Origin of the sequence: Bacillus sp. CH_48 (assembly GCF_038008465.1) — a bacterium.
GTDB classification, from domain to species: domain Bacteria; phylum Bacillota; class Bacilli; order Bacillales; family Bacillaceae_G; genus Bacillus_A; species Bacillus_A thuringiensis_S.
Genome location: NZ_JBBOZF010000001.1, coordinates 5,117,560 through 5,142,481 on the forward strand (window position 1 = coordinate 5,117,560; position 24,922 = coordinate 5,142,481).

Here is a 24,922-nt window from a genome sequence, read left to right on the forward strand (position 1 = left end):
ATCAAAACACTATGGTTATGTTGTAATCCCAATATATTATATATCATACAAATGCAATTCCATCAATTAATATGCTGTATTATCGGCTTTATGTTCACATAAATTTCAAAAACAGCCCTTTAATTCACTATGTTTCCCCATGTCATCACACCATAAACTCCCAATTCATTTTACATTATCACACCATCCATTGCATAAAGGCATATAATTTGCATTAAGGAAACTTTCGTGTTCAAATGAAATTATCACATAACATATTTAAATGTATTGAAATAATGAGTAAGAATAAATACAATAATTTCATCAAGTTAACATTTTAAAGGGGAAAACTACTATGAATAAAGATATAACAAAAGATGAACATCTCCCTTCTGAAAGTACAACTGTACAATCAGCTCACTTAGCTTTAAGTGGAGAAACAAAAGGCTGGAAAAGACTGTTACCATTTTTAGGGCCCGCTTTTATCGCGTCCGTTGCTTATATTGATCCTGGCAACTTTGCTACAAATATCGCAGCTGGTTCACAATATGGATATTTACTATTATGGGTTATATTCGCTTCTAACTTAATGGCTGTATTAATCCAAACTTTATCGGCTAAATTAGGAATTGCTACAGGAAACAATTTACCCGAAATAGCTCGTGAAAACTTTCCAAAGCCTGTGTCTATCGGCTTATGGATACAAGGTGAACTCGTTATTATGGCTACAGATTTAGCTGAATTTATCGGGGCAGCACTCGGATTGTATTTATTATTTGGAATACCTATGTTACCAGCTGCTTTAATTACAGCAGTCGGATCATTTATTATTCTTGAGTTTCAACGCAGAGGATTTCGCTCACTAGAAGCTATTATTACAGGGATGATCTTTATTGTAGTAATAGCATTTGGGATCCAAGTTTTTTATGCAAAACCAGAATTAAGTCCCCTTCTTTCAGGACTATTTATTCCGAAATTCCAAGGTGTAGACAGTATATTACTTGCAGCAGGGATTTTAGGTGCGACAGTTATGCCGCATGCAATATACTTGCATTCTGCATTAACACAACGCCGCGTGGTTGGAACAACTGACGAACAAAAGAAAAAGATTTTTCGTTTCGAATTTATCGATATTATTATTGCAATGGTTATCGCTGGAGCAATTAATGCAAGTATGTTAATTGTAGCAGCTGCACTATTCTTTAAAAACGGTATGCACGTTGAAGATTTAGATGTTGCTTACACTCAATTTACCAACTTAGTAGGTCCTGTATCGGCTGCATTATTTGGGATTGGACTTTTATCAGCAGGTTTATCAAGCTCTTCTGTCGGTACAATGTCAGGTGATATTATTATGCAAGGATTCATTCGCATGCATATTCCGTTATATTTACGCCGATTTATTACAATGATTCCACCACTAGTTATTATCGCTTTAGGTGTAAATCCAACTTACGCTCTCGTTATGAGTCAAGTTGTCTTATCATTTGGTATTGCATTTGCACTAGTGCCACTTATTATGTTTACAAGTAATAAAAAGATTATGGGTGCACTCGTTAACCACCGTATAACAACATTTATCGCATGGATAATTGCAGCACTCGTTATCATTTTAAATATTTTCTTACTGTATCAAACGTTTGTAGGGTAATGAAAAAAGGGTATTCCAATTTTAATTTGGAATACCCTTTTTCAATTCATTATTTGTATTAATCCTATAAAGTCTTTTTAAAATAAATTATATAATTTATTTCCAGCCAATAATTTCCCTACAATTTGAATAATCTTTATTTTCAGATTAAATTATATAATAACAAATACATTCTATTTTCATGTGCAAAGGAGCGAAAATATGTTTCCTTTATTAAAAACTGAAAGACTTATTTTAAGAGAACTGACCGAAGAAGATGCACCGCGTATACTACAATGCTTTTCTAATACTAATGTACTGCGCTATTATGGCCAAAAACCGTTACAAGATGTTGATCAAGTGAAACAAATCATTCATAACTTTAAGCTCAGTTACAATGCAAGAAACGGTATAAAATGGGGAATCGAATTAAAAGACAAGAAAGAACTCATCGGTACCATTGGTTTTCACGATTGGTCTTCTGAGCATAAACGAGCCAATATAAGTTATGCCTTTTTACCTGAACACTGGGGAAAAGGATATGCGACTGAAGCTGTTTCTGAGGTTATATCATACGGTTTCCATACGATTCATTTAAAGCGGATCGGGGCAATTGTATTTCTTGAAAATGAAGCTTCCAATAAAGTACTATTAAAATTAGGTTTTGAAAAAGAAGGCGTTCTAAAAAATTATATGTATCAAGATGATATCCCATATGATACGAATTTTTACGCTTTATTAAAATCGGTTTAATAGAATTCATGTGTAAAAAACCTTACTTTTAAAAAGTAAGGTTTTTTGTATTTATTCATTAGCAATATAAGCATTCTTATAAGTATAAACACCACCAAATTGATGTTTTTCAATCCCTTTTACATACTCCTTTTGTACATACGCTGAGCCAATATGATAAAGCGGCGCCACCGCAGCATCTTCTAATAATACCTGCTCGGCTTCTCGCAACGCTTCCCATCGTTTTTCCCTATCTAGTACAAAATCCGTTTTCGCTTTCTTTATTAATTCATCGTAACGAACATTAGAATAATTCATTTTATTATTCGGATTCCCTGTCGTAAATAACTCTAAATAACTAATTGGGTCTTTATAGTCAGGTCCCCAATTTGCCATAGTTATATCGTAATCACCTGTTTGTTCTAACTGTAATTTTTGCTTAAATGGCTGTTGTTTAATTTGTATCGTTAATCCATGCAAATACTTTTCTAAGTCACCTTTTATATATTCTGCCATACGTTTTGCGTTATCTTGTTCAAATGTTAGAAACTCAAGGTTTACTTCGCCTACTCCAAGTTCTTTTTTCGCTTCTTCCCAAATCTTTTTCGCCTTTTGTAAGTCATATAGAGAAAGATCTCCGTTTTCTTTTCTAAAATCTTTGCCAGTCTCTTCATTTACATGACCAACTGGTACAAGTCCACTTGCAGGTTTTGCTCCGTTATTAATAAAGTGAGCAACGAAATCATCTTTATTTAACGCTAATGAAATAGATTGACGCACCTTTTTATTTGCTAACGCGGTATTTTTTTCATTAAAACGAAGCATAGCAATTCCAGAATCACTCGACATATGTAATTCCTTATTCCCCTTATACTTGTCTACAACTTGCGAATTAATAGGTACCCGGTCCAAATCTCCGGCTTCATATAAATTTACAGCTGTCATTGTATCCTTCACGATATGAAAGTTTATTTCGTCTAGTTTCACTTTCTTTTGATCCCAATATGTAGCATTTTTCTTTAATTGAAACTCTTGTTCATGCTTCCATTTTTCTAATACAAATGGACCGTTATATATGAGATTACTAGGTTCCAATGCATAATTGTTTCCTTTTTCTTTCAAAAATGATTCATGCTGTGGTAAATATATAGGTAATGCTAACAACTGTAAAAAATACGGAATTGGCTGTTCTAGTTCAACTTCTAACTTATAATCATTTATAACCGTAACTCCAAGTTCATCTAGAGACATTGCTCCCTTATTAATCTCTTTCGCATTTTTTACATAAAAGAGCATGGACGCATATTGAGATGCTGTTTCAGGGTTAATTGCACGTTTCCACGCAAACATAAAATCATTTGCTGTTACATTATCCCCATTTGACCATTTTGCATCTTTACGCAAGTCAAATGTATATTTCTTACCATCTTCACTTCTTTTAAACGATTTTGCTATGGCTGGAGTAGGCTGATCTTGATCATTTAATACATATAACCCTTCAAATATATTCTGCATAACGTGCGCTGATGTACCATCTGTTGTTTTCACAGTGTCCAGAGAAGGAATTTCTTCTGATACTGTTACATTTAACACTTGTTTTTTAACCTCTATGTCACTTTTATCCGCTTTATTATTACAAGCTGTTAATAATAAAGATGTAACAAGTGCCATTACCATTAAATGGCTCTTTTTTCGCTTCATGAGTTGTTCTCCTTAAATATAAAATATTATAAAGCGTAATATATTATAGCAGAAATACTAACAGAAAGATGCGACATTCTTTTGAATATTTATTCGTTCAAGAAAAAAGCTATCCTTTTAAAAGGATAGCTTTTTCAACTGCCACATAATTATCTATCTTTGCAGACCTCGTTTATAACGACTTGCTTCAAATATAATACTCTCTTCATCTAACGTTTTACATTCACCATTCCAAACGACACGTTTTCCGTTAATAATTACATCGCTTATATCTTTACCACTCGCAGCATATACAAGGTGTGATAACACTTCATCTGCTGGTTGTAGATGCGGCTTGTTAGACGGGTCAATCGTAATAAAATCAGCACACTTACCAGCTTCTAGTGACCCTGTTTGTTTCATCCCGATTACTTCCGCAGCTCCTTTTGTCGCAAGAGAAAGAGCTGTTTCAACTGGTAATGCTGTTGCATCTTGGTGAATACCTTTTTGTAATAAAGTCGCTATGCGCATTTCTTCAAACATGTCTAAATTATTGTTAGATGCAACACTATCTGTTGCAATTCCTACTTTTATTCCTGCTTCTAGCATCGCTTTTACATTCGCTATACCAGAACCTAGTTTTAAATTACTATTCGGATTATGAGCTACTCGAACATCATGTTCTGCTAAAAATGCACGCTCATCATCATTTAATACTACACCGTGTGCAATAACTGTTGGGCGTTTAAACAATCCGCAGCTCGCTGCATATTCTACTGGACGTTTTCCGTACTGTGCTTCAATATCACGTACTTCACGCTCTGTTTCAGAAAGGTGGATATGAACCATTGTTTGATTCTCTACTGCAATACGAGCACACTCTTCTAACAATTCTGTACTACATGTATATGGACTATGTGGTGCAACCATCGTAGTTAACATGCCACTTTCTTTATAATAACGCTTCACATATTTCTCAGCTTCTTCAATCGCTTTCTTTTCATCGTCTTTCGTTCCGAAGCTAAATAAAGTCCTTGAAACAGCAGCTCGCATCCCGCTCCTTGATACCGTTTCCATAATTGCGTCTTGATCTACTCCAATTGGATTAAACATGTCAGAGAATGATGTTGTACCACTTTTCACCATCTCAAGTAATCCTAATTCCGTACTAGCGACCGCAAGCTCTGGAGTAAATTGACTTTCCAGTGGCCAAATTCTCGTCTCAAGCCATGGCTGTAATAACATATCATCTCCAATACCTCTTAGGAGACTCATTACAACGTGTGTATGTGTATTTACAAGCCCTGGTAAAACCCACTTTCCTTTCATGTCAATTACTTCATCTACTTCAAAATCATTTGCAAATTCTCCGCTCTTTACATCTATAATTTGATCATTTTCTACAATGATATATCCATTTTCTATCACTTCGTTTTGTTCATTCATCGTTACAATTGTAGCGTTTACATAAGTTGTTTTCAAAAGTATTTCCCCTTTCAACTCTATGAAGTTCCCTTTAATGAAGTTACCACCATTATAGTAACTTATTAAGGATTAAGAGTCAAAAGATAATTTGAATTCTTTCATTATCTTTTCCTTCAAAATGCTATATTGTTTTTCATTTGTATCTGCAAATGCTTCTTCTCGATTTGATCCTATATCCATATAATTCAGTTTTTTATTAAATTGAGCCTCTGTAAAATCAAACCTCTGTCCATCTATAAAGTTATAAAAGTGCCACGCCTCTCTTGCTTTTGTCTTTTTAATCTCTCCTCCGTATATGTCTTGAACGACTAGAGCTGTAACACCACATTGTCCCTTTGCTGGATTTTCAATTGTCCACTTTGAGCTTGTTTCAATCGACCACGATCTTATTAGTGCTTCATATATTTGCTTTCTCTTTACATGATCCATTCTCAGCTTCTCCTACTATTAATTGTTTTACACATCATATTTCAAAAGGGGCAGTAATCGGTCCTTAAAAACCGTTGATGGTGTCTCTCCGATTAACTTTGCTCCCATATTCAAATAATATCCTTTTGCATTCGGATCACTATCAATCGTAAAGCTTTTTATTCCTAGTTCCTTTGCTTGCTCTATTACAAACTTCCACATTATTTTTCCATACCCCTTTCCTTTATAACGAGGATGAATGTATAAGAAATCGAGAGCTTTATCGTTACGTAAAAATGAGAAAAACCCAATCTTCGTATTATCGTTTTCTAAAACATATACAAATTTTTTTTTATGTGCTCATCGGTAATTGTTAAATCTTCCTTACAAGCAAGTATGAATTCTTCACTATAGTTCCACGTTGCTTTTGAATGTAGTGCGAGTTCACTTAATTCATTTGCTTCACTTAATAACGCCGTTCTTATCTTCATGATTCTTTTTCCTCACTTTCAATATGTAAACTACTAAATTGATTCGGAAAGCACTTCAAAAAACCTTTTATTTTCATAAATTAGAAATTACTTTTATAAATCTTTATTATAATCAGTACGATTTTTAACAATTTATTTAAAGAAAAAGAACGCCATCCCTAAAAGTCGGCGTTCTCTTTTTCTAAAATTTAATCTTCAAGCTCACTCATTCGTTTTACTATTTCGTACGATACACACCTATACAGTTTCTACTACCGCTTCAAGCATTGTTCCATTTTTAGCATAGTTCGTATGCCAAGAAAAAGCTTTTTCTAAAATATGAGGAGTTTGTCCACCTCTTGTTTTTGCTTCTTCGTAATAAGCTCGTAGCTGGGCACGATACATTGGATGTACGCAATTCTCAATAATAAGTTCCACTCTTTCTCTTGGCGCTAATCCTCTTAGGTCAGCATACCCTTGTTCAGTGACGATAACATCTACATCATGTTCCGTATGATCTACATGAGAAACGAAAGGAACGATACTTGAAATGTTACCACCTTTCGCAATCGATTTAGTAACAAAGATAGCTAAGCGAGCATTTCTCGCAAAATCACCAGAACCACCAATACCATTCATCATCTTTGTACCTAAAACGTGAGTAGAGTTAACATTTCCGTATATATCTAATTCTAAAGCAGTATTAATCGAGATCAATCCGAGGCGGCGAATGATTTCAGGGTGATTAGAAATCTCTTGTGGGCGCATCATTAATTTGTCTCGGTATTTTTCAAAGTTAGAAAATACTTGTTGCATTTTCTCTTCAGAAAGCGTGATCGAGCAGCAGGAAGCGAAATTAACTTTCCCAGCGTCCATTAGATCAAAGACCGCATCTTGTAAAACTTCAGAATACACTTCTAAATCTTCAAACTCCGAATCTAGCATGCCGTGCAATACTGCATTGGCAACTGAACCAATTCCCGATTGTAACGGTGCTAAACTCTTTGTTAATCGGCCTACTTTAACTTCTTCTCGAAGGAACTCTATTAAATGTTGTGCCATAATGACAGTTTCTTCATCTGGAGGAACAATTGTCGATGGTGAATCCAGTTGATTCGTAAACACAATCCCCTTCACTTTTTCAGGATTTATCGGGATACCAATTGTTCCAATTCGATCATCCGTTTTTACGAGCGGAATTGGAAGTCTTTCCCCTTGTTTACCTGGTTCATATAAATCATGCAGCCCCTCTAATTGCGTAGATTGAGCCATATTCATTTCAATAATAATGGACTTAGCATTTAAGGAAAATGCTAAGGAATTTCCAATTGAAGTGGTTGGAATAATCATACCATCTTCAGTAATCGCAACCGCTTCCAAAATAGCGACATCTATATCCATAACGTCAGCACGGAGTAGCTCTGCTGTATGAGATAAGTGCTGATCTACAAATAAAAAGTCTCCGTTATTAATTCCTTTTCGCATAGTCGCATCGGCTTGGAAAGGCAATCTTTTCCCTAAAATTCCTGCCTCAGCAAATAATTTATCTACATCCGAACCTAAAGAAGCTCCTGTATAAACATTTACTTTAAAAGATTTATCGTTCTTCACTCGATTCACCAGCGCAAATGGGACTGCTTTTACATCCCCAGCACGTGTAAATCCACTTAAACCTAAAGTCATTCCACTTTCAATCCATGAAGCTGCCTCTTCAGGTGTAACTACTCGATCTTTGAAACGTTGATCCCTAATTCTATCTAAATTATTCTCCATATGTAATCCCTCTCTCAATGAATATTCATAATTATTTTACACATTAACACTATCAAAATAGGGATTTTTGTACAGAATGCCGAAAATTCAGATAAAAAAGCAAATCTAGGTTCTAAAGCAGAAAATTTTAGAATCCTAGAAGCTTACGAAAATAGCTAGCGTATGATTGACTAACTGGTACTCTCTCACCATTATCCATTGAAAGTACAAAAGTAGAATGGGTATCAGGGTAAATCGCTTTAATATGATTAACATTTACAATAAAGGAACGGTGGCATCTAATAAAGGAATCTTTCGGCAACAAGTATTCGAATTCTTGTAGCGAGTACTTATGTGTTCCTGTTAACTCTTCTGAATTCACATACGTCTTTTTGTCTTTAGCTTCTAAATACATGACCTTTGAAAAAGGAACCGGAACCCATCCGTCTGTTGTTTTTAAAGTAACGACTGACTTTCCATCCGTTAAAGCGGGATAAATTGCCGTCACGCACCCCTCAATCTTCCCATTATTTGAAAACGGTACGGCCATTCCATGATAAGGAATACCGAAAACGTCCCGGTTAATAAACTCAGAGGCTTTTTGCTTCGTTACCATTGCTTTATGAGCAATCGTTCCTTCTTTAATAGGATCCCCAGCACTAATCTTTAAATCAATTCGTTTACTTGGCCGATAGTAAATATATTCTTTCGTATTCGAAACGGCAATTGATATTTCATCTGAAAATAATTCTCCAACTACATCTAGTAGTATACCTAATGTTTTATCTTCCATAGTATGAACACCTCATTTACTATTATACTACTATTATGATTTGTAAAACCGTTCAGCACTTTGAACGGTTTTACAAATCATTTAGTTCACCTTAGCCCCATAACATCTTGCTACTGCAACTGCCTGTGCTATATCTAATTTCACATTTTTCAAATCAAAACTTGTAAAATCAATTCTATCAACTACCGCTCCTTTTAAATTTGCACCACTAAGTTTCGCCTTACCTAATTGTGCACCGGTTAAATCCGCTTCACGTAAATCTGCTTTTTCTAAATTGCATTCATATAGGTCCGCTTCCATTAAACGTATACCCTTTAATATTTGTTTACTTAAGTTGGCGAACCTTAAATTCGTATATGACCAATCACCCGATATGATAGTTATTCCGTCTAAATTCGCTTCTTCAAAATCAGAGCCGGTCATTTTACATTCTTCAAACTTCGATACGAATAAATTCGCACCAACAAACTTACAATTCGCAAATGTAGTTACTTTATGAATAGAAGCGTTAAAAAGTGCACCGGTAAAATCACATTCTATGAAATTACAATTTTCAGTAGAAATTTCCGATGCATCTATCCCTCTAAAACGGCATTTTATGAAAGTACAATTCTTCAATTCCTCTTCTTTAATCAAAACATCTTGAAAATCTATTTCTACATATTCTTTATTTACAAATTCACTCATAACTATTCCTCCGTTCTCTCAAAGAAACCTCACTTCAAAAAAGTGAGGTTTCTTCTCATACAATATGCTTATCTAACCATAAAATCAAATCTTGAAATACTTCATCTCGATTTACTTCATGAAACATCTCATGTCTCCCATTTTCATATAAACGCAGTGTTACATCTTTCACGTCACATTTTTTATAATTTTCATACACTTCTTTTACACCTTTCCCCATATCCCCAACAGGATCACGATCTCCTGAAAAAATATGTATTGGAAGGTTTTTCGGTGTTTTTTTGAACTCTTCTAGTTTATTTACTTCTAATACACCAGAAAATAATTCTCGATAAAAACTTGTCGTACAAATGAATCCACATAACGGGTCCGCAATATATTTATCAACTTGGTTATTATCTGAAGATAACCAATCAAATTTTGTACGATTTGGCTTAAAGTTCGAATTAAAGTTTCCGAAAGATAAAAAGTTTAGCATTGGACTTTTCGTTTTCTCCCCGCGTAGTTTCATCTCGATTGTCGCTACTTTATGGCCGATACTTCCTAAAAGCCCTGGATTTCCACCTGTTCCTGAAATCAGAAACCCATCATATAGTTCACCCCTAAGTTGTACAGCACGTCTTGATAAAAAAGAACCCATACTATGTCCAAGTAAAAATAACGGGCATGTCTGCTCTTTTCTTATCGTTTCTGATACAAAAATAACATCAGACACAGCCTCATTCCAACCTACATTTGGTTTAAAATGACCATAATCTTCTTCTCTTTTCACTGTTTTCCCATGTCCTTTATGATCATGTGCATAAACACCATACCCCGCTTCTAATAACGCAGCAATAAAGTCTGTATAAACACCTGCATGTTCTGTCATACCATGTGCAATTTGAATAATCCCTCGCGGATCTCCTTCTGGTAACCACTTGCGTAAATAAATTTCTGATCCATCCAATGCCGTAACGAAACTTTCCTGTACGTTCATTTCGTCAGCTCCCAACTCTATTATGTATCTTTAAAAATGAATATCCATTCATTATTCTTACTATGTATTATATGCAATTGCCTTCATTATGACAAATGACTCACTTTTCTAATTAGCTCTTAAATTAATATGTTGACGAACCATCCGTAAAATTATATAGTTACTTACATAAAGTAATTATTATATTTTTGGGAGGTTTCTATTATGATGCCATCATTATTTTTAGCACACGGATCACCAATGCTTGCTATTCAAGATACAGACTATACAAGGTTTTTAAAAACACTTGGAGAAACATATAAACCGAAAGCAATTGTTATTTTCACTGCTCACTGGGAAAGCGAAGTATTAACGATTTCTTCATCAGATAACGAATATGAAACAATTTATGATTTTGGAGGTTTTCCTCCTGAGTTATACGAAATTAAATATCGTGCGAAAGGTTCTTCTAACATTGCATCTATGTTAGAAACGAAATTTAAAAACAAAGGTATTCCAGTCCATCATAATATGACGAGAGGTTTAGATCATGGCTCATGGACACTCTTGCACCGCATGTATCCAGAAGCAAATATTCCTATCGTACAAATATCAGTCAATCCTTTCCTTCCTGCAAAAGAACAATTTGAAATTGGAGAAGCACTAAAAGGACTTGGACAAGAAGATATTTTAGTAATCGGTAGCGGTGTTACCGTTCATAACTTACGAGCACTGAAATGGAATCAAACTACCCCCGAACAATGGGCAATTGAATTTGATGATTGGATTATTAAACATATGCAGACTACTGATAAAGATGCATTATTTCATTGGGAGAACAATGCCCCTCATGCACAATTGGCAGTACCAAGAGCAGAGCATTTTGTTCCTTTATTTATCGCTATGGGAAGTGGTGAAAATAACGGTGAAGTCATTCACCGCAGTTATGAGCTTGGTACATTAAGTTATCTTTGTCTCCAATTTTAAAGAAAAGGATGAAGCAATCGTTGGCTTCATCCTTTTTCTTTTTCATTCACTTAGTTAACTAACTTCCAAATGTCGTTTCTCTGATACCTCTTCATTCTTATTATGAAAATAAACCCAAATGCACGCAATAAATAATAGTGATGAAGTAGAAAAGAAAACATATTGGAAGCCCGCATGTGCTGCAATTTGTCCACCAAGTACTGGTCCAATCATATTTCCTAAAAACTGAAACGATTGATTATACCCAAATATTCTTCCCGTTACATGGGTTGGTGTATGTTGTTTTAGTAGAGTTTGTACGGAAGGTAATAGTCCTGCTTGTGCAATACCTAATAAAAAGCGAAGAATTAATAGTTGCCAAGCTGAGGTTACAAATGCTTGTGGAATAAAAATAATTCCTGCAGCAAACAACGCTACAACTAACGTTTTTTGAGGACCGATATGATCTGATAATCTACCTAACTTAGGAGCTGCCATAATAATCGCTAAACCTGTCGCAGACATGACTGCGCCTGCAATCATTTCAATATGAGCTGTTCCTGGGCCTTCTAAATTCTTTACATACAATGTAATAATAGGTTGAATTGACATGTTCGCAAGTTGAATAATAAATGTTGTTACAAATAAACTAATAATTAAATGCTTTGCTGGAACCATCGTCCATACTTTTTTCTGTTGTACTTTTTTTGCTTGAGCGGAGTGATTCTCTTCATGTAGGAAGAAAAAAACGATGAGAAAAGAAAGGAATAAAAAAGCTCCTGTAACAAGAAAAACATGGCGCATTCCAATTAACTCCGACAAATAACCACCAAGTAATGGGCCAAGTAAAGAACCGCTCACGCCCCCAGTTGAAATTGTGGAAATTGCCCAACCTGAATGCTCTTTCGGAGTTTCTGCTGCAATAAATGTCATCGCCGTTGAAAGGAAACCAGATACCGCTCCCATCAAAAATCGTAGTGCGACTAGTTGATACACGTCCGTTACAAACCCCATAAGCGTCATAATAATCGCCATACCAAGGCTCGCACGAATAAGCATCAATTTCCGTCCATGTATATCACCAAGCTTTCCCCATATTGGTGATACGATCGCACCCATTAAAAATGTTATACCAAATGCAAGTCCCGACCACTGTGCAATACTAGAAGTGCCAGTTACTCCTAATTCCTCAATATAAAAAGATAAAAAAGGAATTACTAAACTCATACCGGCTGCAGTGGTAAAACAACCTAGCCAACAAATCATCAAATTTCGTTTCCAGCTGGCCATTTTCACACCTTCTTTCTTTAGATACCCATTCTACACCCTTTCTTGTAAAAAGTTTAGTAATTTGCTTTATTTGTAAAATTTACTACAAAACCCGCTATTTTCTAGTGAAAATCACTACATCTCTACATTATTTTCATAAAAAAAACAACTCCCATATATGGAGTTGGTTAATTACTCTCTACCGGTATTAAACGTGCATTACAACATCGCTCATAAAACTCAACCGGACCTGCTTGTCCAATAATTGCGTATTCATATCCTTCTTTCTTCATACTATGTAAACAACGATATAACAATTGCTTCCCTACACCATTCACACGATTTTTTTTCGCTGTGCCCATTGGACCAAACAATCCCTTCTTTCCTCTCACTACATCATAACAAGCGAAACCTACTATCACTTCTTCTTGTTCTGCTATATAAATAGGTAAATTATCTTTATATGTACGAAATCCATACTCTATTGAATGTAACCAACGTTCACCAAATTCCTCTTTAACAAAACTTGCTAATTTTTCAAAATCAGAAGGGCTAGCCTTTCTAACAGTACAAATTAAATGATTATAAGTAGGAACAAAACATTTTAGATCGACCGCTAAATCTCTTGGCTCAGCTATAATACGTAATATATCTTTTTTTATTTGTACATTTCCAATAAACGTATCTACATGAAATAGTGCATATATAACATGTCCTTCATTCATTATTACTTGCTGGAAACGTTCCATACGTTTCTTCGCTATTTGTAAAATTTCTAGCACCTTATAAGATACCTTATATTGTCCTATTTTTTCATACTCTTGATACGGTGAATCGTATTGTTTTCGTATTGAAAGTTTTTCTGAAAAATCTATCCCCACTTTACGGAACAAATACATATACAACTCGCTACAAACTCCAGTACCTTCTTTACACATACCGATAAACAGATGAGCTGGTTGAATGATATTACTTTCTGCCTCTTCTGCTGCAATCTTCAATATGTTATGAACACGTTTTGTAAATTTATACTCCTCCATATGTATCTCCACCCCCTATTACTTTACTAGTAAACCGTAACCATAAATAAGTGAAACGATTATTCCAACTACCAATATACCTGGCAATAAATTTGCCACCTTAATTTTAATAACACCAAGTAAGTTCAATCCAATAGCGGCTATCATAATACCACCTGTAGCTGTCATTTCCACTATAAATTGATTCATTAATTCTTTCGGGACCAAACTATTAATTTGTGTTGCAAAAACCGCGATCCCTCCTTCGTATAAAATAACTGGAATCGCCGAAAATACTACACCAATTCCTAAAGTTGTCGTTAATATAATAGAAATAAATCCATCGATAATCGCCTTTGTAAATAAAATATCATGATTGCCGCGAATCCCGCTGTCGAGTGCACCAAGTATGCCCATCGCACCTATTGCAAAAATTAAAGTAGCAGTTACAAAGCCTTCTGATATGCTCCCTTTCCCTTTTGATCCAACTTTATTTTCTAGCCAATCTCCTAACAGTTTTAACTTTCTCTCTAATTGTAGCCATTCCCCGATGACGGTACCAATCACTAAACTTAGTATGACAACAAGAAAATTTTCACTTTTCAATGCCATTTGAAGCCCAAGCACAGTAACCGCTAAACCGATTGCATGCATAATTGTTCCCTTCATACTTTCTGGAATCCTACTAAATAATTTACCTAGTAAAGTACCAAATATAATACAAATCCCATTTACAACTGCTCCTAATATAACCATTTCTTATTCTTCACCCTTCGAATTCTTTATTTCTATATTTTGGTTTATACATTGATTTACAGGTTATCTATATGTTAACTTAATATTGAGAATATTAACAAATGTTTTCCACAACATAAACCGCAATTTTTTTTGTAGTAATACATAATGTGAAACTTTAATTAACGTGAGTTTTATTGCCCACAAATTGCGGTATAAATTCAAAAGGGACGGTATTTATGAAAACTTTACTAAAACGATTTCTGTTAATAGCCTTTTGCATTACACCAATTGTTTTATTAATTAACTACTCTTTTACTTCAAAAGCGAAAGACAAACCCGATTTGCAAAACAAATCTAGTAAAACCGCTTCAACAAGTGAAAAGAAAATAGAAGACCCGGAAATTACACTCACTTTCTCTGGTGATACAATGTTCGATTGGCAATTACGTCCTGTAATCGAAAAAAATGGGGCTGATTATCCATTCCAACATGTAAAAGAAGAAATAACAAAAGCTGATATTTCTTTCGTTAATTTAGAGTCAGCATTTACAACGAGAGAAAAGAAAGCTCCTGGACAACTGTTTTGGATTAAAAGTGATCCATCCACGCTACAATCTATAAAAAACACTGGATATGACATCGTAAATATCGGAAATAACCATACACTTGATTATGGGCAAGATGGATTATTAGACACGATTTCTCACGTAGAAAAATTAAAATTCCCTTATATCGGAGCCGGAAAAAATGCAAAAGATGCATATACAGCACGAGAAATGACTGTAAAAGGGAAAAAGTTCAAATTTCTTTCCTTCGTTCGATTTATGCCTGATACGAACTGGGTAGCTGGTAACAATAAACCTGGTGTTGCAAACGGATATGATTTAAATCTCGTAACAAAAACAATTAAAGAGCAAAAACAAGATGCAGACTATTTAATCGTCTATATGCATTGGGGCGTTGAAAAATCAAATCGTCCGGTAGAATACCAAAAACAATATGTACCTAAAATGGTTGAAGCAGGAGCTAACGCAATTGTCGGAAGCCATCCACATTGGTTACAAGGGTTTGAGTATTATAATAAAGTTCCTATCGCTTACTCATTAGGTAACTTTTTATTCCCGAGTTATGTGAATGGGAAAAGCGCCGAAACTGGCGTATTAACTTTAACTTTTAAAGGAAAGGATGTACAAATGTCATTCAATCCTTACATCATTCGTAACAACCAAGTTTCCCCTGTAAATGTGGAAGAAAAGAAAAAAGCTCTTCAATATTTACAAACAATTTCAACTGATGTAGAAATTGATGCTACAGGGAAAATAAAAAACAAACGAAACTAGACAGCTCAAGATCTATTTCTCTGTAACATACATTACAGAATAGGTGATGAACATGCTGAAAGACTTATTAGAAAATGTAAGTTTGTTAGAGAATATTTATAAAATATCTATAGCCGTTCTACTTTTATGTTCAATTTTCTCTGTTAGACTTCTAAAAAAAATAAAACGCGAACGAAAACTTACTACCTTTGAATTTACTATGTATGTAATCATTCGTATTGCGATACTCTTTTGGTTAACTAGCTTTATCCTTCTTGAATATGGAAAATATTTAGTTTAACTATAAAAAGATAGATACAAGTAGCGTTTCTACTGCTTATATCTATCTTTTTTATTTCTAGTAAAACCGTATGTTATCCCTTTCCTTCTATTAAATAAGTAAATCAAACAAAATAGGATTTTTATTAAGCTCCATAAATTGAATATTATTTTCTTTAAAGCGAGTAATTAATTGCTCATAATCTTCTTTATGTTTCAACTCTACGCCGACTAACGCTGGACCATTTTCTTTATTATGTTTCTTAATGTATTCAAAGCGCGTAATATCATCTTCTGGTCCTAATCCTTTATCAAGAAATTCTCTTAGCGCACCTGAACGTTGCGGGAATTCAATAATGAAGTAATGTTTTAATCCTTCGTAAATGAGCGAACGTTCTTTCATTTCTTGCATTCTATCAATATCGTTATTTCCACCACTTAGCGTGCATACAACTGTTTTACCCTTTATTTCATCTCTATATAAATCAAGCGCTGCAATAGATAGTGCACCAGCCGGTTCAGCTACAATTGCATTTTTCTTATACAGTTCTAAAATCGTCGTACAAACTTTTCCCTCTGGTACTAAAACAATGTCATCAATTACATCTTTACAAGTTTCAAATGTTAACTTTCCTACTTTTTTAACAGCTGCCCCATCAACAAAACTATCTATTTTCTCTAATGCGACATTTTCATTTTGAAGAAAAGCCTCTTTCATAGATGCAGCTCCCATCGGCTCTACACCAATAACCTTTGTAGCAGGACTAACACCTTTCACATATGTACCAACACCTGATGCTAACCCACCACCGCCGATTGCTGTAAAAATAAAGTCAACCGATTTCTCCATATCATGCATAATTTCAACTGCAACTGTCCCTTGACCAGCAACTACATACGGATCATCAAACGGATGAACGAACGTCATTCTATTTTCTTCACAATAGCGCTGCGCTTCTTGGAAAGAGCTATCAAATGTATCACCAACTAATACGATTTCCGCAAAATCACCACCGAAAAATTGTACTTGTGATACTTTTTGTTTAGGTGTTGTCGTCGGCATGAAGATTTTTGACGCAATCTTCAATAAATTACACGTATAAGCAACTCCTTGCGCATGATTACCAGCGCTCGCGCATACAACACCGTTTTGTAATTGTTCTTTCGATAAACTTTGAATTAAATTGTACGCACCACGAATTTTGAAAGAGCGAATCAATTGTAAGTCTTCTCGTTTTACATAAACGTCACAATCATATTTCTCAGATAAAACTGTATCACGTTGTAACGGTGTTTTAATAACGATATCTTTCATGCAATTATGAGCCATTAAGATATCTTCAATTTTCACTCTCTCCTTTACCTTCTGCACCATTATATATCATCCTTATCTCTTTTAAATTGGCTCAATCAAAATCCGGGATTTTTAGAACTGCACCTGTATTCGCCGATGTTACCATCTGTGCATAACGTCCAAGCCAGCCAGTTTTCACTTTCGCTTCTGGTCGTTTCCATTCTTTTTTACGCTTATCTAATTCTTCATCACTAACTCTTACTTCTAGCAAGCGTTCTTCAACATCAATACATACAATATCCCCTTGTTCAAGAAGTGCAATCGTTCCACCCGCAGCTGCTTCTGGTGAAATATGTCCTACTGAAATACCACGTGAAGCACCCGAGAAACGACCATCCGTTAATAGCGCAACATCTGCACCTAATCCCATTCCAGCAATCGCTGAAGTTGGCGCTAACATCTCTGGCATACCAGGGCCACCTCTTGGTCCTTCATAGCGAATAACAACTACATCGCCTTTCTTCACTTTTCCAAGCATAATGCCCGCAAGCGCCTCATCTTGTGAATTAAAAATAACGCAAGGTCCTTCAAAACGCTTTACCTCTGTTGCACCGCTTTTAATAACCGCTCCATCTTTCGCAAGGTTTCCTTTTAATATACGTAATCCCCCTTCTTCACTATGAGGGTTTTCGAGAGAATGAATAACTTCCTTATCTTTAATCTCTGCATGAGCAATGTTTTCTCTTAACGTCTGCCCGGTAGCCGTTATTCGGTCTAGATGAAGCACCCCTTCTTTTCGGCTCATCTCTTTCAAAATTGCACTAATCCCGCCCGCTCGATCAATATCTTCCATGTGCCAATTGGAAGCAGGGCTTACTTTACATAAATGTGGTACACGTCTTGAAACGGCATCAATGCGATTCATATCGTAATCTAAACCCGCTTCTTGTGCGAGAGCTAATGTGTGCAATACTGTATTCGTTGATCCACCCATTGCCATATCAAGCGCGAACGCATCATCAATCGCTTCTTCCGTTACGATGTCTCTCGGTTTAATATCTCTTTCAATTAAAATTTTTAATTTCTCTGCTGCTTGTTTAATTAACTCTTCACGTCTTGGATCAATTGCTAAAATACTCCCGTTACCAGGAAGAGCTAAACCTAACACTTCACATAAACAGTTCATAGAGTTCGCCGTAAACATTCCGGAACAAGAACCACAAGATGGACAGCCATGATCTTCAATATCCTTTAATTCTTCTTCTGAAATTTTCCCAGATTGATAAGCTCCTACTCCTTCAAAAACAGAACTTAAATCGACAACTTCTCCTTTAGATGTTTTTCCTGCTGCCATCGGGCCGCCTGAAACAAACACAGTCGGAATGTTAATACGTAGTGCAGCCATCATCATACCAGGTGTAATTTTGTCACAATTTGGGATACAAATCATGCCGTCAAACCAGTGTGCATTTACAACCGTTTCTACTGAATCTGCAATAATTTCACGACTCGGAAGAGAATAACGCATACCGATATGTCCCATCGCAATACCATCGTCAACTCCAATCGTATTGAATTCGAATGGTACCATACCTGCCGCGCGAACTGCCTCTTTTACAAGTTTCCCAAACTCGTTCAAGTGCTTATGCCCTGGAATAATTTCAATAAAAGAATTACAAATCGCTATGAAAGGTTTATCAAAATCTTCATCTTTCAAACCAGTTGCTTTTAATAAACTACGGTGCGGCGCTTTATCAAAACCTTTTTTAATCATGTCACTTCTCATCTTGTCAAATCCCCTCTTACGTATTTTTCACTTACAATCACTTACTCTATTTTTTCACTAATTCTTTCGGTGCATGAATCCAGCTCATCATTTCACGAAGCTCTGCCCCTACTTTTTCTAACTGATGATTTCGCTCTGCTTTTTTCATCGCATTATACGTTGGACGCCCTGCTTGATTTTCTAAAATCCATTTCTTCGCAAATTCACCTTGCTGAATTTCTGTCAAAACTCGTTTCATTTCTTTCTTCGTTTCATCTGTAACAATTCTCGATCCTGTTACATAATCTCCGAACTCTGCCGTATCTGAAATAGAATGGCGCATGTTCGTTAAACCGCCTTCGTACATTAAATCAACAATTAACTTTAATTCATGTAAACATTCAAAGTATGCAATTTCAGGTCGATATCCACCTTCTGTTAATGTTTCAAAACCAGCTTTCACAAGCGCAGTTACCCCGCCGCAAAGCACTGCTTGCTCTCCGAATAAATCCGTCTCTGTTTCTTCTTGGAATGTCGTTTCAATTACGCCTGCACGTGTACAGCCTACACCTTTTGCATACGCAAGAGCTAAACTTAATGCTGTTCCTGTTGCATCTTGATGTACTGCCACTAATGCCGGAACACCATTTCCTTCTTGAAATACACGACGAACGAGGTGACCTGGACTTTTTGGCGCGACCATCGCTACATCTACGTAACTTGGCGGGTTAATTTGTCCGAAGTGAATATTAAATCCATGTGAGAAAAGTAACATTTGTCCTTCACGAAGATTCTCTTCTACCTCTGCTTTATACACATAAGCTTGCTGTTCATCTGGCAATAACATTTGTACAACTTGTGCGGTTCGAACCGCTTCTGAAACAGACATTACTTCAAATCCATCTGCTTTCGCTACTTCATACGACTTACCAGGACGAACACCAACTACAACTTCTACACCAGAATCACGTAAATTTTGTGCTTGCGCATGACCTTGTGATCCATAACCAACTACTGCAACAGTTTTTCCTTGTAATAACTCTACATTTGCATCTTTCTCATAATATGTTTTCATATTCCATACACTCCTTATAATTTATTTACTTGCAGTACATCAATTAATTTTTTCAACTGACTAACAAGTAATGTCGCTTCATTTTCAGTACAAACTGCTGTGAGTTTCATTTCAGAAACACCACTTGTATCTCTTTCATTTAAATGTAAAGAAGAAATATAATAACCACGCCGAGCAAAAATCCCACTTATACGTAATAAGACGCTTGGCTCGTTATGAATAACGAGTGAAAAAGTATGACTCATTCTTCCCACCTCTTCATAATCATTTCGTTATTCCCTTTGTTTGGCGGAACCATCGGAAATACGTTTTCACCTTCTTCTACACAAAAATCAACTACGGCAGGACCTTCATGAGCAAATGCTTCTAACATCACTTGTTTCGCCTCTGTTGAATTTGTCGCTCTTAATCCCTTCACTCCATAAGCTTCTGCCACTTTCACAAAATCTGGCGATCCAATTTTTGATTCTGATAAACGATTTTCATAAAACATTTCTTGCCATTGCCTTACCATCCCTAAAAATTTGTTATTTATGATAAATACTTTTACAGGGATGTTATTTTCAGCAATTGTTTGTAGTTCTTGAATGTTCATTTGAAAAGAAGCATCACCTGCAATACAAATGACAAGTTCTTCTTTTTTAGCTAGCTGAGCACCAATTGCTGCTGGAAAACCAAACCCCATCGTTCCTAATCCTCCAGAGGTAAGGAACGTCCGAGGTTTTCTTGCTTTATAGAAGTGAGCAGCCCACATTTGATGCTGTCCTACTTCTGTTGTGACAATCGCTTCACCATTCGTTAATTCACTTACTAAGTTGATCACATGCTGTGGTTTTAACTCAGATTCTTTTTGCTTATAAGAAAGTGGATATTCTTCTTTCCATGCCTTTACTTTCTGAAGCCATTCGTCTGTTTGTGTATAAATAGACATATGTAACAACATGTGTAACGCTTTTTTCACATCACCAACAATGGGATGCTCTACAGTTACATTTTTATGAAACTCAGAAGGATCAATATCAATATGTACTTTTTTCGAGTGCGGAGAAAAAAGTTCTAATTTTCCTGTTACACGATCATCGAAGCGAACACCTAATGCAAGTAGTAAATCACATTCTGTTACCGCCATATTAGCAGCGTATGTCCCATGCATACCAAGCATCCCTAAAAACAATGGATCTCCCGGTGGATATGCACCAAGTCCCATTAAAGTTGAAACGACTGGAATACGGTTCTCCCTTGCGAATTCAAAAAGTTCATCGGATCCACCTGAATGAATGACACCTCCCCCAATATAAAGAAGCGGACGCTTTGATTTTGAAATTGCTTTAGCTACCTCTCTAAGTTTCATGCTGTCTGGTACAAGTTCTGGTTTGTACCCCGGAATATCAACTTCTTCATTAAAGAAACTGGTGACTTTTGCATTTTGAACATCTTTTGGAATATCGATTAATACTGGTCCCGGGCGTCCGCTTTCGGCGATGTAAAAAGCTTCTTGCACAATTCGTGATACATGATTTACATCACGAACTTGGTAATTATGCTTCGTAACAGGTACTGTAATTCCGACAACATCCGCTTCTTGAAATCCATCTTTACCAATTAAAGGCGTTGCAACTTGGCCGGTAATGACAACTAAAGGAATCGAATCCATATAAGCGTCTGCTAAGCCGGTAACTAAATTTGTCGCCCCTGGGCCAGAGGTAGCAAAGACTACCCCGACCTTTCCAGAAGCTCTCGCATATCCTTCAGCCGCATGAATGGCAGCTTGTTCATGACGAGTTAAAACATGTTTCAAACCACTTTCGTATAACGCATTGTATACTGGTAAGATCGCTCCGCCTGGATAGCCGAAAACGGTCGTTACACCCAATTTCTTCAAACATTGAATCACGTGCCCAGCGCCTGTCATTTCTTCACACTGTAACTTCTCATACGCTGTATACTGCTGCTTCATTTCAATTAACTCCTCTCCTTATTTATGCTAAGCTTTCCGTCAGCCCGGGAACACGTACTCCTCTTTCTCTCGTTAATTTTTTAAATTCTTCGGTCAATTGTTTCGTTACACTTCCTGGTTTCCCATCTCCAATTTCTCTCGAATCAACTTTTACAACTGGAATTAACTCCGCTGCTGTTCCTGTTAAAAATACTTCATCCGCTACATATACATCATGGCGAGTGAATGGTCTTTCCTCACATGGAATACTCAGTCGTTCACATAGCTCGATAACACTATTTCTCGTAATACCTTCTAATGCTCCTAAATAGGATGGTGGGGTTAATACTTTTCCATCTTTCACAACGAAAACATTATCGCCAGAACCTTCACAAACATATCCTTGTTGATTTAACATAAGAGCCTCTAACACTCCTGCTTGTGCCGCTTCAATTTTTACAAGTACGTTATTTAAGTAGTTCATTGACTTAATGCGTGGATCTAATGCATCTGGCGTATTACGTCTTGATGCAACAGATACAACGCTTAATCCATTATCGTAAAATTCCTGAGGGAATAACTTTAATTGTTCTGCAATGATAATAACGCTCGGTTTCACACAACTTCTAGGGTCGAGCCCTAAGTCACCTTTTCCTCGTGAAACAATTAAACGAATGTAAGCATCCGCATACTCATTTTTTTGCAACGTTTGTAAAACTGCTTCTTCCATTTCGTCAACTGTCAGTGGGACTGTAAGTAAAATAGATTTTGCCGATTCATATAATCGTTTTACATGTTCTTTTAAACAAAATACATTTCCTCCGTAACTACGAATCCCTTCAAATACACCGTCTCCGTATAAAAAGCCGTGATCATATACTGAAACAACTGCCTTTTCTTTTTCTACAAATTCCCCATTCATGTAAATGTACTGGTTTCCCATCTCACATCGCTCCTCTTTTTTTCTCTATTTTTTGCAATCTATTTCTACATCGATTGCTGAGATGAGTATTTTTTACAGAATATTCAGTATATAAATATTAAAAATATACTCGTCTCAACAATCGATTACTTACATACTTGTAGCAATCCATTGCTGAGACGAGGGAATCGTGGTACCACTCAGCTTCCTTACACTTCTCACGAAATATAAGCTCTGCAAGTCCAATTAGACTTTTGTTTTTCTATCGGGAACAAACCCGCTACTTTTTACTAATTTTCAAAAGTAGTGCTCCGAGGTGATTTTCAATGAGTGCATTGTTACCACCCTCACAGCCTCGGGGCAGCTCTCTGAAACAATCTTTATCATTTACTCTCCTCTTCCACGCATTCTCTTATTCTATTTTCTAAAATAAAAACTCTCGCCTCAGCAATCAACTACTACAATTTAGTAGCTTTGATTGCTGAGGCGAGAGTTTCGCGTTACCACTCAGCTTCCTTATACTTCTCGCGAAATATAAGCTTCGTAGGTCCAATTAGACCCCCGTCCTTTTACCGGAGACGATGCCGCCGCCCTCTACTCAGTTTCCCTTTCGCAAGCGATGCTCCGAGGTGATCTTCAATGATTTGATTGTTACTACTCTCGCAGCCTTGGAGTAGCTCTCTGAAACGATCATAATCATCTACTTTCCTCTTCTTTGCATATACAACATATAAAGTTAGAAAATTTTTAATTAACTTTTATTTGTTACACGTATTATAGGACGTTGTTCTTTTCTTTGTCAACATGTTTTTTCAAAAAAAATCTAAATTCATTCTATTTATTTTTTCTCAAATCAAAATTGGAATGAATTACTTACATACACTCATATATTGCTTAAGTATGTTTGCACTACTACATAAAGAAAAATTTATGAGGAGATGAGAAAACTATGTTAAAAGGGAAAGTAGCGTTAGTTACAGGAGCAAGCCGAGGAATTGGACGAGCGATCGCTAAACGTTTAGCAAATGACGGTGCATTGGTTGCTGTTCATTACGGTAATCGAAAAGATGACGCTGAAGAAACTGTTCATGAAATTCAATCAAATGGTGGCCAAGCTTTTTCTATCGGCGCAAATTTAGAATCCTTACATGGTGTAGAAAACCTTTATAAAGCTTTAGATACTGAATTACAAAAGCGCACTAGTGAAACACAATTTGATATTTTAATAAACAATGCTGGCATTGGTCCTGGTGCTTTTATTGAAGAAACGACTGAACAATTTTTTGATAGAATGTTTTCAGTAAATGCAAAAGCACCATTCTTTATCATTCAACAAGCACTGCCACGTTTACGTGACAATAGCCGAATTATTAATATTTCATCCGCTGCGACCCGCATTTCTTTACCTGATTTTGTTGCATATAGTATGACGAAAGGCGCTATTAATACAATGACTTTTACACTAGCAAAACAGCTTGGAGCACGAGGAATAACGGTGAATGCAATACTTCCAGGATTTATTAAAACAGATATGAATGCAGAACTCTTGAGCGACCCGATGATGAAGCAGTACGCTACTACTATTTCCGCTTTCAATCGCTTAGGTGAAGTAGAAGACATTGCCGATACTGCTGCATTTCTTGCTTCTCCAGACAGCCGCTGGGTTACTGGACAATTAATTGATGTGAGCGGAGGATCTTGTTTATAAAAAACATATATTTTCAAATCTTTTTTATTGCGCAATAAAACAATTTATATAATACTAT

Annotated in this window: 22 protein-coding genes, 1 pseudogene and 2 other annotated features; of the genes and pseudogenes, 6 read left to right on the plus strand and 17 right to left on the minus strand. The window is 36.0% G+C overall.

What is annotated here, in order from left to right; genetic code table 11:
- Positions 1-334 precede the first annotated feature (334 nt).
- Both N2V92_RS25775 and N2V92_RS25780 read left to right on the plus strand, forming a co-directional pair.
- On the plus strand, positions 335-1,630 hold the full coding sequence (locus N2V92_RS25775) for an Nramp family divalent metal transporter (RefSeq protein ID WP_001030674.1): 1,296 nt from the start codon (positions 335-337) through the stop codon (positions 1,628-1,630).
- A 201-nt stretch (positions 1,631-1,831) separates the two neighbouring features.
- Positions 1,832-2,362, plus strand: a complete 531-nt coding sequence (locus N2V92_RS25780) for a GNAT family N-acetyltransferase (protein WP_000484220.1) — start codon at positions 1,832-1,834, stop codon at positions 2,360-2,362.
- 51 nt (positions 2,363-2,413) lie between these two features.
- On the opposite strand, the gene N2V92_RS25785 is transcribed toward N2V92_RS25780, so the two are convergent.
- The 8 genes and pseudogenes from N2V92_RS25785 to N2V92_RS25820 form a co-directional block, all read right to left on the minus strand.
- Positions 2,414-4,042 (minus strand): peptide ABC transporter substrate-binding protein, encoded by a 1,629-nt coding sequence (locus tag N2V92_RS25785; RefSeq protein WP_016077866.1) that lies wholly within the window; start codon positions 4,040-4,042, stop codon positions 2,414-2,416.
- A 153-nt stretch (positions 4,043-4,195) separates the two neighbouring features.
- A complete protein-coding gene (locus tag N2V92_RS25790) occupies positions 4,196-5,521 on the minus strand; it encodes a bifunctional S-methyl-5'-thioadenosine deaminase/S-adenosylhomocysteine deaminase (protein ID WP_016077867.1) in 1,326 nt (441 codons plus the stop codon).
- A gap of 54 nt (positions 5,522-5,575) precedes the next feature.
- Positions 5,576-5,935: a YunG family protein gene (locus N2V92_RS25795; RefSeq protein ID WP_016077868.1), complete on the minus strand. Its 360-nt coding sequence runs from the start codon at positions 5,933-5,935 to the stop codon at positions 5,576-5,578.
- 27 nt (positions 5,936-5,962) lie between these two features.
- Positions 5,963-6,405, minus strand: a pseudogene (locus N2V92_RS25800) (GNAT family N-acetyltransferase).
- Positions 6,406-6,642: 237 nt separating this feature from the next.
- On the minus strand, positions 6,643-8,157 hold the full coding sequence (locus N2V92_RS25805; protein WP_016077870.1) for an acetyl-CoA hydrolase/transferase family protein: 1,515 nt from the start codon (positions 8,155-8,157) through the stop codon (positions 6,643-6,645).
- Positions 8,158-8,284: 127 nt separating this feature from the next.
- Positions 8,285-8,929, minus strand: coding sequence for a LytTR family DNA-binding domain-containing protein (locus N2V92_RS25810; protein ID WP_000389701.1), 645 nt, complete (start codon positions 8,927-8,929; stop codon positions 8,285-8,287).
- Positions 8,930-9,010: 81 nt separating this feature from the next.
- Positions 9,011-9,616: a pentapeptide repeat-containing protein gene (locus N2V92_RS25815; RefSeq protein ID WP_001288921.1), complete on the minus strand. Its 606-nt coding sequence runs from the start codon at positions 9,614-9,616 to the stop codon at positions 9,011-9,013.
- 55 nt (positions 9,617-9,671) lie between these two features.
- Positions 9,672-10,595 carry an alpha/beta hydrolase gene (locus N2V92_RS25820; protein ID WP_001102579.1) on the minus strand — a complete coding sequence of 308 codons (924 nt, stop codon included), beginning with the start codon at positions 10,593-10,595 and terminating at the stop codon, positions 9,672-9,674.
- Between the two features lie 204 nt (positions 10,596-10,799).
- Between N2V92_RS25820 and N2V92_RS25825 the strand changes: the two genes are divergently transcribed.
- Entirely contained in the window at positions 10,800-11,561 is a 762-nt protein-coding gene (locus N2V92_RS25825) for a DODA-type extradiol aromatic ring-opening family dioxygenase (RefSeq protein ID WP_000982903.1), read from the plus strand.
- Positions 11,562-11,615: 54 nt separating this feature from the next.
- On the opposite strand, the gene N2V92_RS25830 is transcribed toward N2V92_RS25825, so the two are convergent.
- The 3 genes from N2V92_RS25830 to N2V92_RS25840 all read right to left on the minus strand — a co-directional run bounded on the left by N2V92_RS25830 (position 11,616) and on the right by N2V92_RS25840 (position 14,584).
- The gene (locus N2V92_RS25830) at positions 11,616-12,830 is read right to left on the minus strand and encodes a multidrug efflux MFS transporter (protein WP_000179291.1); all 1,215 of its coding nucleotides are present in this window, start codon (positions 12,828-12,830) and stop codon (positions 11,616-11,618) included.
- Positions 12,831-12,997: 167 nt separating this feature from the next.
- Positions 12,998-13,849, minus strand: a complete 852-nt coding sequence (locus N2V92_RS25835; RefSeq protein WP_000393443.1) for a GNAT family N-acetyltransferase — start codon at positions 13,847-13,849, stop codon at positions 12,998-13,000.
- A gap of 18 nt (positions 13,850-13,867) precedes the next feature.
- On the minus strand, positions 13,868-14,584 hold the full coding sequence (locus N2V92_RS25840; protein WP_000236050.1) for a DUF554 domain-containing protein: 717 nt from the start codon (positions 14,582-14,584) through the stop codon (positions 13,868-13,870).
- A gap of 218 nt (positions 14,585-14,802) precedes the next feature.
- Between N2V92_RS25840 and N2V92_RS25845 the strand changes: the two genes are divergently transcribed.
- Positions 14,803-15,906, plus strand: a complete 1,104-nt coding sequence (locus N2V92_RS25845) for a CapA family protein (protein ID WP_000854497.1) — start codon at positions 14,803-14,805, stop codon at positions 15,904-15,906.
- 52 nt (positions 15,907-15,958) lie between these two features.
- Positions 15,959-16,186: a hypothetical protein gene (locus tag N2V92_RS25850; protein ID WP_000910225.1), complete on the plus strand. Its 228-nt coding sequence runs from the start codon at positions 15,959-15,961 to the stop codon at positions 16,184-16,186.
- Between the two features lie 90 nt (positions 16,187-16,276).
- Here the strand turns inward: N2V92_RS25850 and ilvA are convergent, their stop codons facing one another.
- Genes ilvA through ilvE form a run of 6 tightly spaced genes read right to left on the minus strand, consistent with a single transcriptional unit; the run spans position 16,277 to position 23,177 of the window.
- Positions 16,277-17,539: a threonine ammonia-lyase IlvA gene (ilvA, locus tag N2V92_RS25855; protein WP_016077871.1), complete on the minus strand. Its 1,263-nt coding sequence runs from the start codon at positions 17,537-17,539 to the stop codon at positions 16,277-16,279.
- Positions 17,540-17,570: 31 nt separating this feature from the next.
- Positions 17,571-19,244, minus strand: a complete 1,674-nt coding sequence (gene ilvD / locus N2V92_RS25860; RefSeq protein WP_001255822.1) for a dihydroxy-acid dehydratase — start codon at positions 19,242-19,244, stop codon at positions 17,571-17,573.
- A gap of 46 nt (positions 19,245-19,290) precedes the next feature.
- Positions 19,291-20,298, minus strand: coding sequence for a ketol-acid reductoisomerase (gene ilvC, locus N2V92_RS25865; RefSeq protein ID WP_000861150.1), 1,008 nt, complete (start codon positions 20,296-20,298; stop codon positions 19,291-19,293).
- 14 nt (positions 20,299-20,312) lie between these two features.
- Positions 20,313-20,543 carry an ACT domain-containing protein gene (locus tag N2V92_RS25870; protein WP_000019916.1) on the minus strand — a complete coding sequence of 77 codons (231 nt, stop codon included), beginning with the start codon at positions 20,541-20,543 and terminating at the stop codon, positions 20,313-20,315.
- On the minus strand, positions 20,540-22,255 hold the full coding sequence (gene ilvB / locus N2V92_RS25875) for an acetolactate synthase large subunit (RefSeq protein WP_000813470.1): 1,716 nt from the start codon (positions 22,253-22,255) through the stop codon (positions 20,540-20,542). Before ilvB ends, N2V92_RS25870 begins: the two co-directional genes overlap by 4 nt.
- A gap of 22 nt (positions 22,256-22,277) precedes the next feature.
- Positions 22,278-23,177 (minus strand): branched-chain-amino-acid transaminase, encoded by a 900-nt coding sequence (ilvE, locus tag N2V92_RS25880; protein ID WP_000528163.1) that lies wholly within the window; start codon positions 23,175-23,177, stop codon positions 22,278-22,280.
- 151 nt (positions 23,178-23,328) lie between these two features.
- Positions 23,329-23,568 (minus strand) — a binding site (T-box leader).
- Positions 23,569-23,635: 67 nt separating this feature from the next.
- Positions 23,636-23,881, minus strand: a binding site (T-box leader).
- A 224-nt stretch (positions 23,882-24,105) separates the two neighbouring features.
- Here ilvE and N2V92_RS25885 point away from each other — a divergent pair.
- Entirely contained in the window at positions 24,106-24,864 is a 759-nt protein-coding gene (locus tag N2V92_RS25885) for an SDR family oxidoreductase (RefSeq protein WP_170264787.1), read from the plus strand.
- Positions 24,865-24,922 lie beyond the last annotated feature (58 nt).

What these genes read in the sequence shown, in the direction of transcription:
- N2V92_RS25775 (WP_001030674.1), top strand. Translation starts at nt 335, where the DNA reads ATGAATAAAGATATAACAAAAGATGAACATCTCCCTTCTGAAAGTACA.
- N2V92_RS25780 (WP_000484220.1), top strand. Translation starts at nt 1,832, where the DNA reads ATGTTTCCTTTATTAAAAACTGAAAGACTTATTTTAAGAGAACTGACC.
- N2V92_RS25785 (WP_016077866.1), bottom strand. Translation starts at nt 4,042, where the DNA reads ATGAAGCGAAAAAAGAGCCATTTAATGGTAATGGCACTTGTTACATCT.
- N2V92_RS25795 (WP_016077868.1), bottom strand. Translation starts at nt 5,935, where the DNA reads ATGGATCATGTAAAGAGAAAGCAAATATATGAAGCACTAATAAGATCG.
- N2V92_RS25805 (WP_016077870.1), bottom strand. Translation starts at nt 8,157, where the DNA reads ATGGAGAATAATTTAGATAGAATTAGGGATCAACGTTTCAAAGATCGA.
- N2V92_RS25810 (WP_000389701.1), bottom strand. Translation starts at nt 8,929, where the DNA reads ATGGAAGATAAAACATTAGGTATACTACTAGATGTAGTTGGAGAATTA.
- N2V92_RS25815 (WP_001288921.1), bottom strand. Translation starts at nt 9,616, where the DNA reads ATGAGTGAATTTGTAAATAAAGAATATGTAGAAATAGATTTTCAAGAT.
- N2V92_RS25820 (WP_001102579.1), bottom strand. Translation starts at nt 10,595, where the DNA reads ATGAACGTACAGGAAAGTTTCGTTACGGCATTGGATGGATCAGAAATT.
- N2V92_RS25825 (WP_000982903.1), top strand. Translation starts at nt 10,800, where the DNA reads ATGATGCCATCATTATTTTTAGCACACGGATCACCAATGCTTGCTATT.
- N2V92_RS25830 (WP_000179291.1), bottom strand. Translation starts at nt 12,830, where the DNA reads ATGGCCAGCTGGAAACGAAATTTGATGATTTGTTGGCTAGGTTGTTTT.
- N2V92_RS25835 (WP_000393443.1), bottom strand. Translation starts at nt 13,849, where the DNA reads ATGGAGGAGTATAAATTTACAAAACGTGTTCATAACATATTGAAGATT.
- N2V92_RS25840 (WP_000236050.1), bottom strand. Translation starts at nt 14,584, where the DNA reads ATGGTTATATTAGGAGCAGTTGTAAATGGGATTTGTATTATATTTGGT.
- N2V92_RS25845 (WP_000854497.1), top strand. Translation starts at nt 14,803, where the DNA reads ATGAAAACTTTACTAAAACGATTTCTGTTAATAGCCTTTTGCATTACA.
- N2V92_RS25850 (WP_000910225.1), top strand. Translation starts at nt 15,959, where the DNA reads ATGCTGAAAGACTTATTAGAAAATGTAAGTTTGTTAGAGAATATTTAT.
- ilvA (WP_016077871.1), bottom strand. Translation starts at nt 17,539, where the DNA reads ATGGTGCAGAAGGTAAAGGAGAGAGTGAAAATTGAAGATATCTTAATG.
- ilvD (WP_001255822.1), bottom strand. Translation starts at nt 19,244, where the DNA reads ATGAGAAGTGACATGATTAAAAAAGGTTTTGATAAAGCGCCGCACCGT.
- ilvC (WP_000861150.1), bottom strand. Translation starts at nt 20,298, where the DNA reads ATGAAAACATATTATGAGAAAGATGCAAATGTAGAGTTATTACAAGGA.
- N2V92_RS25870 (WP_000019916.1), bottom strand. Translation starts at nt 20,543, where the DNA reads ATGAGTCATACTTTTTCACTCGTTATTCATAACGAGCCAAGCGTCTTA.
- ilvB (WP_000813470.1), bottom strand. Translation starts at nt 22,255, where the DNA reads ATGAAGCAGCAGTATACAGCGTATGAGAAGTTACAGTGTGAAGAAATG.
- ilvE (WP_000528163.1), bottom strand. Translation starts at nt 23,177, where the DNA reads ATGGGAAACCAGTACATTTACATGAATGGGGAATTTGTAGAAAAAGAA.
- N2V92_RS25885 (WP_170264787.1), top strand. Translation starts at nt 24,106, where the DNA reads ATGTTAAAAGGGAAAGTAGCGTTAGTTACAGGAGCAAGCCGAGGAATT.